Source organism: uncultured Methanobrevibacter sp., from assembly GCF_937898925.1.
Lineage (GTDB): Archaea > Methanobacteriota > Methanobacteria > Methanobacteriales > Methanobacteriaceae > Methanobrevibacter.
This window is the reverse complement of the sequence record NZ_CALDKF010000075.1, coordinates 1-13,594: the sequence shown is the minus strand read 5'-3', so window position 1 is coordinate 13,594 and position 13,594 is coordinate 1. Positions and strand designations below refer to the sequence as shown.

General features: G+C 33.6%; 15 protein-coding genes and 1 tRNA gene. 11 read left to right on the top strand and 5 right to left on the bottom strand.

Features of this window, described 5'->3' with window-relative positions; genetic code table 11:
* From Q0409_RS06060 to truD, 9 genes are all read left to right on the top strand, one after another.
* Window positions 1–997 (top strand): AIR synthase-related protein (locus Q0409_RS06060; RefSeq protein WP_298536097.1); only part of this gene is annotated, 997 nt, incomplete at its 5' end.
* Window positions 998–1,105: 108 nt separating this feature from the next.
* Window positions 1,106–1,516, top strand: a complete 411-nt coding sequence (locus Q0409_RS06055; protein WP_298536095.1) for a pyridoxamine 5'-phosphate oxidase family protein — start codon at window positions 1,106–1,108, stop codon at window positions 1,514–1,516.
* A 71-nt stretch (window positions 1,517–1,587) separates the two neighbouring features.
* On the top strand, window positions 1,588–1,977 hold the full coding sequence (locus tag Q0409_RS06050; protein WP_298536093.1) for a hypothetical protein: 390 nt from the start codon (window positions 1,588–1,590) through the stop codon (window positions 1,975–1,977).
* 232 nt (window positions 1,978–2,209) lie between these two features.
* On the top strand, window positions 2,210–2,899 hold the full coding sequence (locus Q0409_RS06045) for a class I SAM-dependent methyltransferase (RefSeq protein WP_298536091.1): 690 nt from the start codon (window positions 2,210–2,212) through the stop codon (window positions 2,897–2,899).
* Between the two features lie 208 nt (window positions 2,900–3,107).
* Entirely contained in the window at window positions 3,108–4,895 is a 1,788-nt protein-coding gene (locus Q0409_RS06040) for a hypothetical protein (protein ID WP_298536089.1), read from the top strand.
* Between the two features lie 88 nt (window positions 4,896–4,983).
* On the top strand, window positions 4,984–5,484 hold the full coding sequence (gene larC, locus Q0409_RS06035; RefSeq protein ID WP_298536088.1) for a nickel insertion protein: 501 nt from the start codon (window positions 4,984–4,986) through the stop codon (window positions 5,482–5,484).
* A 187-nt stretch (window positions 5,485–5,671) separates the two neighbouring features.
* A complete protein-coding gene (locus Q0409_RS06030) occupies window positions 5,672–6,127 on the top strand; it encodes a hypothetical protein (RefSeq protein ID WP_298536086.1) in 456 nt (151 codons plus the stop codon).
* 133 nt (window positions 6,128–6,260) lie between these two features.
* Window positions 6,261–6,334: transfer RNA gene (locus tag Q0409_RS06025), tRNA-Arg, on the top strand.
* A gap of 52 nt (window positions 6,335–6,386) precedes the next feature.
* Complete coding sequence (gene truD, locus Q0409_RS06020) at window positions 6,387–7,745, top strand: tRNA pseudouridine(13) synthase TruD (protein ID WP_298536084.1); 1,359 nt, start codon at window positions 6,387–6,389, stop codon at window positions 7,743–7,745.
* Between the two features lie 32 nt (window positions 7,746–7,777).
* Here the strand turns inward: truD and Q0409_RS06015 are convergent, their stop codons facing one another.
* From Q0409_RS06015 to Q0409_RS05995, 5 genes are all read right to left on the bottom strand, one after another.
* The gene (locus Q0409_RS06015; RefSeq protein WP_298536082.1) at window positions 7,778–8,362 is read right to left on the bottom strand and encodes a TMEM175 family protein; all 585 of its coding nucleotides are present in this window, start codon (window positions 8,360–8,362) and stop codon (window positions 7,778–7,780) included.
* 51 nt (window positions 8,363–8,413) lie between these two features.
* Complete coding sequence (locus tag Q0409_RS06010; protein WP_298536080.1) at window positions 8,414–9,628, bottom strand: cytosine permease; 1,215 nt, start codon at window positions 9,626–9,628, stop codon at window positions 8,414–8,416.
* 83 nt (window positions 9,629–9,711) lie between these two features.
* Entirely contained in the window at window positions 9,712–10,557 is an 846-nt protein-coding gene (locus tag Q0409_RS06005) for a pyridoxamine kinase (RefSeq protein ID WP_298536078.1), read from the bottom strand.
* A 263-nt stretch (window positions 10,558–10,820) separates the two neighbouring features.
* Window positions 10,821–11,246 carry a MarR family winged helix-turn-helix transcriptional regulator gene (locus Q0409_RS06000; protein WP_298536076.1) on the bottom strand — a complete coding sequence of 142 codons (426 nt, stop codon included), beginning with the start codon at window positions 11,244–11,246 and terminating at the stop codon, window positions 10,821–10,823.
* A 73-nt stretch (window positions 11,247–11,319) separates the two neighbouring features.
* Window positions 11,320–12,120, bottom strand: a complete 801-nt coding sequence (locus Q0409_RS05995) for an SDR family NAD(P)-dependent oxidoreductase (RefSeq protein ID WP_298536074.1) — start codon at window positions 12,118–12,120, stop codon at window positions 11,320–11,322.
* A gap of 229 nt (window positions 12,121–12,349) precedes the next feature.
* Between Q0409_RS05995 and Q0409_RS05990 the strand changes: the two genes are divergently transcribed.
* A complete protein-coding gene (locus tag Q0409_RS05990; protein ID WP_292778628.1) occupies window positions 12,350–12,739 on the top strand; it encodes a DUF126 domain-containing protein in 390 nt (129 codons plus the stop codon).
* Window positions 12,740–12,806: 67 nt separating this feature from the next.
* A partial coding sequence (locus Q0409_RS05985) for an amidohydrolase family protein (protein ID WP_298536072.1) occupies window positions 12,807–13,594 on the top strand: 788 nt, incomplete at its 3' end.

The window sequence follows — 13,594 nt, the reverse complement described above, 5'->3', positions numbered from 1 at the left end:
AGATGATGTTTACATAACCACTGCAGTTGACGGAATTCATTCAAGACTCAGTGAATATCCATTTTTAGGTGGTTTCCATGTAACAAGAGCTACTTTAAGGGATGTCTGTGTAATGGGGGCAGATCCAGTAGCTATTTTAAGCGATCTTCACTTGGCTGATGATGGGGATATCGGCAAATTGTTTGACTATACTGCAGGTGTATGTGCAGTATCTGAGCTAATTGATGTTCCTCTTGTCGCAGGAAGTACCTTGCGTGTAGGTGGAGATATGGTGCTTGGTGATAGGTTAGTCAGCTGTGTTGGAAGTGTAGGTGTTTCACAGTATCCTCCAACTGCAAGAAAAGGAGCAACTGAAGGAGATATCATTCTTATGACTGAAGGTGCCGGTGGTGGAACAATCACTACAACTGCACTCTATAACGGTTACTTTGATGTTGTATGGGATACAATGAACATCAGTTTTGTAAAGGCCTCCAAGGCATTGTTTGCAGCAGATTTAGTAAAAGACGTTCATGCAATGACTGATGTAACCAATGGTGGTCTTAGAGGGGATGCTCACGAAATCTGTGAAACAACAGGTGTAGGATTGGAGTTCTATCATGACAAGATCAAGTCAACTGTAGCGCCAAATGTATTGAATATGCTTGAAGATTTGGATATTGATCCTCTTGGAGTTTCCACTGATTCACTTATGCTTGTAGTTCCTCCAGAAATTGCTGAAGATGTTAAAAAGGTAGTTTCTGATGTTGGAGTGTACATTACAGAAATCGGTGAGGTAAACAATAAGGGGTCTCCTATTCTTCTTAAGGAAGATGGAACAGAAGAAACTTTAGTTCCATTATTTAGAGAAGCTGCATACACTAAAATCAAGAAATTGGTTGGAGATACAACCCCTGAAGACTTTGAAATCATGAAGGAAAAGGTTCAAAAGGCAGCTGATAATTCCATTAAGAAAAAAGAAAGAGTTATTGATTATATTTTATCAAATAATAAATAATTTTATTTATTAATTAATTTTAATAATTTCAATGGTTTATTATTTTAATTTTTTATTAATTTTTTATTTTTATAGATTTTTATTCTTAAAATTAAATAGGTGATATAAATGGCAGAAGGTGCAGAAAGAATAGACGAATTCATGAATGAAGCGGGAGTATTTTTCTTAGCAACTGTTGATGGAGACAAACCAAAGAACAGACCTTTAGGTTTCCATCTCCTCAAAGATGGTAAGATTTACTTCGGTGTAGGAAACCATAAGGACGTATACAAACAAATGGAAGCAAATCCTTATGTTGAAATTGTAGCGCTTGTAGAAACTGATTTCTTAAGATACTATGGAAAAGCTGTATTTGAAGAAACCTATGATATGGCAGATGCTATAGTTGCAGGAAATGAGTTCTTGCAAGGAATCTATAATGATGAAACCGGTTTTAAAATGGCTATTTTCCACTTGGAAGAAGCTACTGCTGAAATTCGTGATGTAACCGGTAAAATCAATGAATCATATAATTTCTAATTAAATTTCTTTTTTTGTTTTTTTATTTTTTATCTTATCTTTTTTTAATTCTTTTTAAAAAGGTGTTATTTATGGGCTTAATTGGAAACATTATTGGAAGCTTTAAAAAATATAATGAATTGGATTTGGCTAGAGACTTTAAAGCAGAATATGAAGCCAACAATTTGGAAAATATGAAATCAATTGTAGATAAATTTGTTGATCATTTCCATGATTCCTATTTTGCCTCCTGTTCCATGGCGATTTATGTAATCCTATTGTACAAAAAGGATCCTATGAAGGTACCTCCAAATAGGCTCAATAACCTAAGCATTATGGAACGCAACATAAAATATTTTGATACCCTTGATACCAGTTCATTAGATGATGAGGAGTTGGAATTAAGGCAATGGTATAGAACTGAAGTTCAGAAAAATGTCAAGTTAATGGAATCAGAAGGATTAAAATTTTCATCTGATTAATAATCTTTTATTAAAACTTTAGTTTAAGAACTAAATCCTGCTCAATTTTTTTATTTCGTATGCAAAATGTTCATTATTCTATTTTTATTAAAGCCATAATATATTTATTCATAAATATATTTAGGCATACCAAAACTTTATATTCTATCATTTAAGATATTTAATTAGATGTTAAATTTTCTATATTAAACAAAGAAATCTAAATTAAGAAATTATATTTATAGGTGTCAATATGGGCTTTTTTAAAAATATGGGAAATCCACAAGGTAAATTAGGCAATATTCAACTGAAATCAATGAATAAGGAACACACTCCCGTTTCTCTATGGGGATTGAAACATTTAGATATCTCTCCAGATGAGGTTATATTGGATGTAGGCTGTGGTGGAGGGATGAACATTAATCGTATGGCTCAAACTGCAAAGAAGGTTTATGGTGTAGATTATAGTATTGAAAGTGTAAATCTTTCTCGTGAAGTAAATAAAGATCTGATTATCCAAGGTCGTGTAGAAGTTTTAGAGGGCAATGTTCAAAGCTTGCCTTTTGAAGACAATACATTTGATATTGTAACTGCATTTGAAACTGTCTATTTCTGGCCAGATATAGAAAAATCATTTGGTGAAGTTAAAAGAGTTCTTAAACCTGGAGGCATGTTTTTAATTGGGTGTGAAACAAATGGTGCAGGGTTCTTTATGAGGTTATGTGAAGGATTAATGAACATGACAGCTTATACTGATGCCGATTTGTGTCAATTTTTAGAGAATAATGATTATAAAGAGATAAAAACATATTTAAGAGATGGAAAATCCAAAAAAGAGACAATCAAATATGATGGAAAGGAGATTACAATTGATGATGATTATGATCACTTTTCACTTTCAGACAGATTCGTTCAATGGATGACCATAACTGCCATAAAATAGGTATAGCTTTTAATTTTTTTATTTTATTTTATTTTATTTTATGTTGTTTTTTGATGAATTTATTCTTCTTCTTTTTTTATTTTTATCGTGATTTATATTCTTAATTAACTTTATTTAGTTTAAAGTCTATACTATTAATTATAATATAAGGGCGTTATATTATTACAAAAATCGTTGATTTTATAAATAAATAATTTAGGTGACACAAATGGAAAAGGAAATCATTGCAGCGATGATGGCTTCTACTTTAGACATGGATAACTTGACCAGTGATAGGATAGAAGCATTAACTAAAGGACATGGTATGTTAAATCTTGCAGCAATTTGTTCTGCAAATTCTATTGCAAATGATGTCTTAAGAGGAACAAATATAATGTTGACTGATGAGAATGTCGGCAGACTTCCTATTGATGATATCTTAAGAAAAGCTATTGAAGCTGCAGAGGAATGTGGTGCAGATGCGGCAAATGCGGCATTGATCAGTGCAGCTTTATGTTATTTTGCGGGAACTAATGCTCAAGCAGGGGTTCCAGCAGGAAACAGGAAATTAGGTGCTATGGCAAGAATAATTGCAGGTGTGGACCGTTGTGGAGTTCTTGCAATTCCTACTCCTAAAGCAAACAATAGGATATCCGGTTATGCAGCAGTCAGAGCAGTTTATGATGAGGTATTCAATAACACTTTAACTCCTATCGAAGGGGCTATTCTTCCTTTAGGTGTAGGTGGAGGCCCATTGTATGGACATAATGCGTTAGGAGAAGATATAGGATTTTCTGAGCTTGCTAAAAAAGGAGCATATGCGGGAACCAAAGGAATGTTGACTGCATACTCTAATGTAGGTATGCCTCCAAGTCCAATAATCGCAGCTATCTTTGGTGTAGCAGCTATCTTGGAGATTGTTCACCCAGATTCTGAAGTTGCAGAGGAATACGGTGAATTCTTTGTAGCAAATAGTGCATATGTAGCTGGTTTAGGTGCTTGTGAAGCGGCAGGATTACCTGAAAAATTGCATATTAGAGGAACTGGTGAAGAATATGACACTGCGACTGTTGTAGGTGACTTTGGAGTAATCATGAAAGACATTGGAGGTCCTAGTGTAGTTGGTATGATTGCATTTGAAGAAATGCTTTCAGCATTTGAAGAATCATTAGCTATTGGTGCAGGATTCTCTGGCGGTCCATTGCAACCACCTTTAGGTCACATGACTGCAGATGCGGTACTTGCACTTAAAGTCTTGCTTGCAAATGATGGGGATGTTGATAAGGCTGCTGAAGCTATTAATGAAGTAAAATCTAATTTCTATCTTGAGCCAACAATAGCTAAAATAGCTACAAATACCATTGCTCGTAAATCTGAACAAGTTAGAAGAGGACCAGTTACAAAAGCTATGATTTTGGCAACTGAAGGTGCATTGACTGGAGAAACTTTAAGAATTGCAGAATTTACTTACAATAAACTCAATGAAGGAATGACCCTTAAGGAAATCACCAAAGCTCTTGATGATGAAAAACTTAATAATGTTCAAACTGCAGCTTCTGGACTGTTTAGTGGCATGATGGGCAAGGATATCCAAATCAATATTACTAATTATTCTGGAAGGTCACGTAGAAAAGAAAATCCATTCTTAGATAATTATCCTGGTTTTGACACTCGTGCTGATGTAGAAGTAACTGTTGATGGTGAAAAAATAGTCTTTGAAGAATTGGCTAATAAGATCTTACCTGATGCAATGGTAAATAAAAAAATGGATATATTGGAAGCTATTCCTCTTGCAGCAGTCCCTATTACTGAATTGCAATTATGCGGTCACACTATAATCAATGTGATTGTTCCTGCAGCAGTTGCAGGGGCTATGGGATATGCTGATGGTGATTTAAAAGCCATTGCAAAAGAAACAGTTCGTGGGGCTTATGTAACATCCTCTATTCCTGGAGGAATGGAAAGGGCAATGGATGTAGCAAAACGTGCAGCTACTATAATGAAAGATTTGAATTAAATTTTTAAACTGACTGGCCTGGATAAGATCTAGGCCTTATTGGTTTTTTAATTTTTTTATCAAAATTTTTTTCTTGCGGGTAGATTTCATGTTAATAATGACTACAATTGATGATTTGCCTCCTGAAGGTATTCCTTATATTACAGATAAAATAATGGACAGCGGAGCTAAAAATGTTCATATAATCAACGCTCTTACCAAAAAAGGAAGAATGGAATATATTGTCCTTGTTGATTTTGAAGAAGAATACTTTGATGACATTTCAAGTCTTTTAGCTTTGGAATTTGGTACAATCGGTATGAAAATCTTTAAGCATGAACATAAAAGGTTCCCATATGAATTAATTGAAAAAAAGGTCTTAATTAGTATCAATGATTCTTCTTTAGAATCTGTTGCTAAAATAAAGTATTTATTTAGTGATGATAATAAATTAATTTCATTAAAAGCAGAATATGAAGATTTGAAACTTTTAGCAAAAGATTTAAATCAAAAAGGTTATGATATTTCATTTTCTAAACTAAAAACCATTATTGAGGCAGAAGCTTATAAGAATCCAATTGATTCAGAGTCAATTTTAATTAGTTTGTAATATTCTTTTTTTAATTTTTTTATTTATTTTAATCTTTTTATTTTAAATATAATTTGCATTTTAATCATTATTTTTCAATTTTAATCAAAACCCTAATCTTAAATCAATATTAAACTCATTTTAATGCTCTAAAAAGCTTTTTATATGATTAAATCAAATATAAATTTACAAATATTCATGTGATTTTATGTTTAATTTAATCAAGGACAATAAGGGATTCATATCTTTAATTGATGCATTGCTTTCCATTTTCATATTGCTTATGGTCCTCATTGCTTTCAATATGATAATTGATATTGATGTCCCAAGTTTATCTGAAGAAAACAGTGATTTCAAGACAAGTCAGGACATTATGGAGATCATGTCATCCAAGGTCGATGGAAGGGATTATACTTTAATTGAAAGGATATCATATATCTTATCAAGCAATAACAATTCCATTGCCTCAAAAAGAGAAGTAAAATTGTTATTGGATGATTTCTTTTCAGATTATTTAGAAAATAATCATCGTTATGCTTTTGTAGAAAGCAATAATTTGAATGGAGAAGTATTGTCTTCTAATGGAGACTATGAAAGTTCAGACAGGGTCAATGTAGCTATTAGAAACTATGGAAATTACTCCTATAAATTGTATTTATTCTAATTCCTTTTTATCTATTCTACTTTCATTTTTGTGTTCATAGCCAAGATTTATATATTGGAATATACTAATATAATTATGTTATAATAGTACCTGACTTATTTTAGACTATTTTTACTATTTTTCATTTGTTCCTGCCCTGGTGGTGTAGCTTGGATAACACGTGGGACTGCGGATCCCATTCCCCGGGTTCAAATCCCGGCCAGGGCATTTTTTTATATTTAATAACTGATTTCACTATTTTTATTTTCGAGGAATAGCTATGCTTAATGCAAATACTTATGTAACAAAGGAAGAAGGTATCGGTGGAACAATAAGAAACAGATGGGAAGACTTTTATGTAGAGGAAATCCCTGAAGTGATTCCAGATGGAGAAGGTCCAAACATTTACATTTGGATTGAGAAATTGGGAAGAACAACTCTTGATGTTCTCCTTGATATTGCAAGAGACCTTCATATTGACAGAAAAAGAATGGGTTTTGCAGGAATGAAAGACAAGAAAGCCATTACTCGCCAATGGATCTGCATAGCTAATATGGATTCTGAAGAACAGTTCAATCAAGTCAAGGCATTGGAAGGAACCATTCACAACACTGAATTCCTCAAAGTTGTAAGAGGAAGAAAAAAGTTAAGAATGGGTCAACTTAAAGGAAATAAGTTCAGAATATTGGTTAAGGATATTGATGGAATGGATAGTGAAGATGAGGATTCACGTAAATTAGCTATTGAAGATGCAGCTAAAAGAGCAGATGCCATTTTAAAGACCCTTGAGAAAACTGGTGTTCCTAACTATTTCGGTTGGCAAAGATTCGGAAAGCCAAGAACCAACACTCATTTGGTTGGAGAAGCTCTCATTCAAAATGACTTAAAGGAAGCAGTGAGAAGATATATCGGCAATCCTTCTCCAGAAGAAGGTGAAGAAGCTAGAGCAGCTCGTCAAGCATACGATGATGGAGACTGGGAAAAGTCCTTGGAATTGATGCATCCTGGAATGCGTTATGAAAAGATGATGCTTAAGGTTCTTATTAAAGAGAAAAAAAGAGCTATTAGAAAGATTGCTGAAAAGGAAGGAATCGAACCAGAAGAAGTTGACAAATCTCAAGTGGAATTGTCAGATAAGGCCTATAAGAATGCTATTCATGCACTTCCAAAGCCTCTTCAAAGAATGTTTGTTCATGCTTACCAATCATTTTTATTCAATGCAGCAGTAAGTGAAAGAGTGGCTATGGGAATGGACAAATACATTGAAGGAGATATCGTTATAGATAAGGAAGAAAGGATAGTCAGAGACAAGACCAATGAAGAGTTTCAGGAAATGGTATCTTCCTTTGAAATAAACCAGACCTGTCCTTTGTATGGTACAAAAGTTCCTTTTGCTGGTGGAGAAGTAGGCAAGATGGAAGAAGAAATATTGAATAGTTATGGCTTGACCAAAGCTGATTTTGAAGTTCCTAAAATGCCTCGTTTAGGAAGCCATGGGCTTAGAAGGGCTATGAGATTCCAGGTATGGGATGCAAGTGCAGTGGCAACTGATGATGGGGTAATGTGTGAATTCTCTATAGACAAGGGGTCCTATGCAACTGCAGTCTTAAGGGAAGTCATGAAAAAGGATGTTTATTAATTCTATTTTTTTAGAAAATAGCGTTGGGATTTTTATTTGCCTTTCAAAGACACATATAAAGACCTAATAATTGTAATCAAGCAACAGATAATGATTGCAATAGGGTATCCGAGTAGTGCTATAATGAATCCAACAATGAATATTGCAAATGGAATGTACAATGCATCTCTAACATTCAGTGCACTTTTTAAGTATTCCTCATTTTTCTGATTTATTTCAAGCAAGGATTTTGCCATATAATATAGGATTATATCAACGATAATAAAATCAAGGCCGTATAATGCTTGTGGAATGAACTCATTTGGATGATTTGCAACGAAGATTGTCAAATAAGGAATCAATGAGAATACAAACATCAATAAGATGTTTTGCCAAATGATTTTAGTATTGATCCTATCAACATGATTGTAGATTAAATGGTGGTATTGCCAAAGGTTAGCGCATACTAAAAAGCTTATTACATATGCAAAATAAGATGTTTTCAAAGCCCAAATTGATGCAAGGGATGCAGTTGCAGGTTGTGGTAATTCCAAAACAAGCACAGTTACAATAATTGCAATGATTGCATCATAAAAGGCTTCGAGCCTACCTGTTTCCATAAAATTCTCTTCAGCCATAATTATAATTTTTTTATTATAACTATTTATATATTTGTAATCTGGCCAGTTTTAGTTTTCAATTAAATTTGATTGAGGTCTATTTTTCACTAAAACCCCAATATAAGCCAGTGCAGCTGACACAATTATAGCAAGCAATGTTGGACCTAATGGAATTGAATCAAGTCCTACAGTCAATTGATACACTATAAAACCTGCAAACCATGCAAACATGTTCCAGTACCAAATCTTTGTATTTCCAGTATCTTCTTTTGAAATGAAAAATGAAACCAAAAGCACTGCAGCCATAGGTGCAAACACTGATGCAATAAGATATAGGAATCCAATGTAGTGATCCATGATTCCTGAAATGGCAAGTATACAGCTTAAGATGCTGACTACAACTCCAGCAATTCTAGGATTGATTCTATTAACGATAGCCTTTGAGGATTCTCCAGCTGAATTTGCCGCTACAAAGTTGGATGTTACAGTTGAAAGAACTAGAATAATTACTCCTTGAGCTCCAAGACCTGCCATAAGGATTGATTGTGCAATGCTTGTTGTTCCAATTCCAACGATTTGCATACCTAAAACATACATCCAAAGGCTTGCTAAGGTATATGCAACTGCAGAAATCATTGTTCCATGCACTGGTTTTTCAACATCCTTAGTATAGTCTGAAATTACAGGAAGCCATGAGATAGGCATAGCTATTGATATTTCAAAAATATTCCAGAAGCTTAGTGAGGGGTTATTTGTGCTTGCAAAGGATGCAATAGGCACTACATTTGAAATGTTTCCTCCCAATAGCTTAAAGGATAGGATTGCAAGCAGTACAGTTAACACCACCATCATGACAGTGGTTACTTTTGATAAGCGGTAAAGTCCAACATAAACCCATATTGCAATGATTACAGAGAGAATTATACAGGTTAGAGTGAAGGATATTGGCAAATTCAATCCCATCATTGCTGCCGCACCTTGAGCATTCAGCACTGCTACCCATGCTATAAGCTGCATAACATTCAATGAGGAAAAGAATTTGGAACCGTAATCACCAAAAGTGGATTTGATGGTTTCCATAGCATTCACTCTTAGGCGTGCACCGACTAATCCAGTAAAAAATAGTAAAATTCCACCTATAATGTGTCCAAGCACCAATGGAAGCCAAATGGAATCAATTGGGGCTGAGGAAGCAAGCTGTATTCCTGCTTCTATTTCTGAAACAGAGATAGCTACTCCAAACCAGATAACCCCATTTGAAAAAAGACCAGTACGATTTTCCATGTTTTGCCTACTTTAAAGTGGATTCAATAAATAATTTCAAATATATTTTTATTTTTATTTTTTAACAATTAAATTGTTGTGTTTTAAAATGTCTTTAATAAATCGTAAAGTTCAGGAATTGCCTGTTCGAATTTAACTCCATAGGTATGAGTTTCATCACCAATTGTTTTTTCAATTGCCTTTTTAGTGAATTCTCCAGCTATTTTAGCTGCAGCTGAAGAGGATTTTCCTAACATTGTTGATCCAACAAATGATGAAGCAAAGACATCACCGGTTCCGTGAGATACATAGTCTACCTTATCATTGTAGACAATATCAATTGTGTCTTCAACTTTATCTAAAATGATCATTCCCATTTCATGATTGTCATTTTCATATCCTTTTAGGATAACATATCTTTTAGTGAATTGGGAAAGCTCTTTAGCCATTTCCAACATTTCCTCTTTGGAGAATGTTTCTTTCCAAGGCTTATGGAGTATATAACAAGCTTCAGTTGTGTTAGGTAGAATATAGTCTCCTAATTTACAAAGCTCTCCCATAGCATCTGCGAATTCCTGGTCAAATCCATTGTAGAATTCTCCATGGTCTGCCATAGCAGGGTCTACAAATACAAGTCCCCCATCTTTTAATCTTGAGTCTATAATGTCTTTTATGTAATCTAATTGTTCTTGTGATGCAATGAAACCAGTATAGATTGCATCAAAACTTATTCCTTCCTTTTCCCAATGTTTTCTAATTTCAGGAAGGTCTTCTGTCAAGTCTCTTACAGTGAAATCTGTAAAGCCAGATGTATGTGTAGATAAGACTGCAGAAGGAAGAATTGCAGTTTCAATTCCAAAAGCAGAAACTACAGGGAGTGCAACAGTTATTGAACATTGTCCATAGCATGAAATATCTTGAATAGTTAAAATTTTTGTTGTTTTGTTCATTCTTTCAAACCTATTAGCATTTTTAATGATACAGTTAATTACTTTTTAATTTTTAATATATAATAATTTTTGTAATTAACTTAATTTACATTTAAGTAAAAATTATAACAATTGTTATATTTATTATTGTATATAAAGTTTTTCTTAAAAGGGTTAATTTATTAAAATAAGGATTTTTTTATTTTTTTTTAAAAATTAGGGAGGCAGGTGTTTATTTTTTTTAAAAAAATAGGTTTAGAAGAATTTTTTATTAGAATATAGTTTTATTCTACATTATTGAGTAGGGTATAGATGGTGTCCATTGAATCAAGGAATTTCTTTTTCTCTTCTTCACTCATTTTTGATACAATTTCATTAAAAACTTGATTACTTATCTCAATATGCTCATTTAAGAATTCTTGTCCTGATTTGGTAATTGATACAAGATTTGATCTTTTGTCATTTGGATTGCTGACCACTTTCACATACCCATCTGAAATGAACTCTTTTAGAATCAGTGAAACATGCTGTTTAGAAATATTCAATTCCTTCACAATTTCTGATGCCTGTGCAGATTCAACTTCTAAAAGAAATACTAATACTTCAACTTGAACCCTTCCATATTTGCCTTTAAATGAAGACCAAAAGGCAGAAGTGATTTTTTTATTAAATATACTTCCAGTTTTAAAAGCTAATTCTGCATCAGTCATAGAAATTTCACCTATAAAAATATTGGGTGTTTAATCTTATTAAAATTTTTCATTAAAATCTATTTTTTATTTTTTACCAGGTTCTTGAGCCAAGTTCACGGAATTGAGCAACAGTAGGTACGTGTGAATTCATTCCTCCATCAACATTAATGATTTGGCCTGTAACATATGCACTCTCATCTGATCCGAAGAATACACATGCATGTCCGATGTCTTCTGGGCAACCATACCTATTTACTTCAATATTGCTAAGGAAGATGTCTTTCAATTCTTGTGCAACGAATGCTTCATTTTGAGGGGTTACAATAAGGCCTGGACGTACACAGTTGCAGCGAATGTCATCCTTACCGTATTGGAGTGCCACACATGAGGTTAACATATCAATTCCTGCTTTGGCACAGGCATATGCTGTTGCACCGAGGTCTCCACCAGTTGATGCCATAGAACCAATATTGACAATTGATCCTCCTCCATTTTCTTGCATGTATGGAATAACTGTTTTTATGGCAAAGAATGTTCCTCTAAGGTCACTTGTAAACATAGCATCCCACATTTCAAGAGTTAGTTCAGTTACGGAACCATCTTGTAAGCTTACATTAGCTGCATTGTTTACAAGAATATCAATCCTTCCACATTTTTCATTAACATCTTTGAACAATGCTTCAATTGAAGAAACATCATCAAGGTCCATAAAGTGGAAAAATGCTTCTCCTCCTGCTTCTTTGATTTCATCAACGATTTCTTGACCTCTTTCTTCTCTTCTTCCGCAGATTACCACTGTTGCGCCTTCAGCAGCATAGAGTTTTGCAATACCTATGCCTATACCGCTTGTTGAACCTGTTACAATTGCTATTTTATTTTCTAAACGATTCATGATACCACCTAATTTAGTCATATTATTATGACTATTATTTTTAAATATATTTTAATAATTTATAAATTTTTTGAAAACTTTTTCTATATTTTCATATATGTGAGGTTCTTTTGGCATTGGTTTTTTTTAAAATTTTTATAATAGAACTGATAAATTAATTATGATTAAAGATAATTTTTAGTATTTATCAAATATTTTAATAATCAAATCTATTTTCACATGTGATTTTATGATAGAATGCAGAAATATTTCTAAAGGAAAAGCAGAAGGGGAATTAATTGTATCCAGTGAAGCAATTAGTTTTTTAGGTGGAGTAGACCCTGAAACCGGTGTAGTGATTGACCCAAATCATGAACTCAAAGGAGAGTCAATTAAAGATAAGGTCCTTTTCATTCCGGGAGGTAAAGGTTCCACTGTAGGGTCTTATGTCATATTCCAGATGATGAAAAACAACACTGCTCCTAAAGCGATTATTTGCCTTAAGGCAGAACCTATTATAGCTACTGGCGCTATCATGTCTGATATTCCAATGGTTGATTCTCCATCAAGTGTTGAGGAATTGGTAAATGGACAAATGGTTGAAGTAGATAGTGATAATGGTAAAATAACTTTATTATAATCAATATAATTTTTTATTCAATTTAATTATTATACAATATAATCAATAAATATTAATGGGTGATTTTATGTCATCAATATATATTAAAAATGTAAACATTATAAATCCTTTTAGTGAGGAACCCCTTAAGGAAAGGCACGTTTTAATTGAAAATGGCAGAATAAAGTCATTGCATACAGAAGAGTCTTCATTATACAAAGACCATATTGTTATAGATGGTGAGGATGACTATCTTTTGCCTGGATTTATAGACTCACATGCCCATATTATGGCTAATGGATTTCATAAAGAGGATATCATGAAAGACCCTCTTTCATATTACTTTTACAATGCTGTAGATAATATGAAAGCAACCATTGATGCAGGGGTCACTACAGTTCGTGATACTGGACTTGCCGACATTGGAGTTAAGATGGCTCAAGAGAGGAAGATATTTCCAGCACCAAGACTGAACATATCCATTAAGCCTTTAGCAATTACAGGAGGGCATTTTGACCATTACTTGAATTCTGGCTTTGATATGGAAATTGCATATCCTGGTTTTCCAGTTGGAACCTGTGATGGAGTGGAAAGTGTTTTAAGGAAAACCCGTGAAGTCATTAGGGCTCGTGCGGACTTTATCAAGATCATGGCAAGTGGAGGGATTCTATCTCCATACACTACTCCAGATATAGCGCAATTCAATAAGAAGGAATTGAAAACAATTGTTGATGAAGCAGAAAATCATAAGTTAAAGGTAGCTGCTCATTGCCACAGTTTAGAGGGAATCGAAAGATGTGCAAAGGCTGGCATAAAGTCAATAGAGCATGGTACATTCATTGATAAGAAAACTTCCCAGTTGCTTGCTAAAAAAAG

What these genes read in the sequence shown, in the direction of transcription:
- Q0409_RS06015 (WP_298536082.1), bottom strand. Translation starts at nt 8,362, where the DNA reads ATGGCTGAAGAGAATTTTATGGAAACAGGTAGGCTCGAAGCCTTTTAT.
- Q0409_RS05995 (WP_298536074.1), bottom strand. Translation starts at nt 12,120, where the DNA reads ATGAATCGTTTAGAAAATAAAATAGCAATTGTAACAGGTTCAACAAGC.
- Q0409_RS05990 (WP_292778628.1), top strand. Translation starts at nt 12,350, where the DNA reads ATGATAGAATGCAGAAATATTTCTAAAGGAAAAGCAGAAGGGGAATTA.
- Q0409_RS06050 (WP_298536093.1), top strand. Translation starts at nt 1,588, where the DNA reads ATGGGCTTAATTGGAAACATTATTGGAAGCTTTAAAAAATATAATGAA.
- larC (WP_298536088.1), top strand. Translation starts at nt 4,984, where the DNA reads ATGTTAATAATGACTACAATTGATGATTTGCCTCCTGAAGGTATTCCT.
- Q0409_RS06010 (WP_298536080.1), bottom strand. Translation starts at nt 9,628, where the DNA reads ATGGAAAATCGTACTGGTCTTTTTTCAAATGGGGTTATCTGGTTTGGA.
- truD (WP_298536084.1), top strand. Translation starts at nt 6,387, where the DNA reads ATGCTTAATGCAAATACTTATGTAACAAAGGAAGAAGGTATCGGTGGA.
- Q0409_RS06045 (WP_298536091.1), top strand. Translation starts at nt 2,210, where the DNA reads ATGGGCTTTTTTAAAAATATGGGAAATCCACAAGGTAAATTAGGCAAT.
- Q0409_RS06030 (WP_298536086.1), top strand. Translation starts at nt 5,672, where the DNA reads ATGTTTAATTTAATCAAGGACAATAAGGGATTCATATCTTTAATTGAT.
- Q0409_RS06055 (WP_298536095.1), top strand. Translation starts at nt 1,106, where the DNA reads ATGGCAGAAGGTGCAGAAAGAATAGACGAATTCATGAATGAAGCGGGA.
- Q0409_RS06000 (WP_298536076.1), bottom strand. Translation starts at nt 11,246, where the DNA reads ATGACTGATGCAGAATTAGCTTTTAAAACTGGAAGTATATTTAATAAA.
- Q0409_RS06040 (WP_298536089.1), top strand. Translation starts at nt 3,108, where the DNA reads ATGGAAAAGGAAATCATTGCAGCGATGATGGCTTCTACTTTAGACATG.
- Q0409_RS06005 (WP_298536078.1), bottom strand. Translation starts at nt 10,557, where the DNA reads ATGAACAAAACAACAAAAATTTTAACTATTCAAGATATTTCATGCTAT.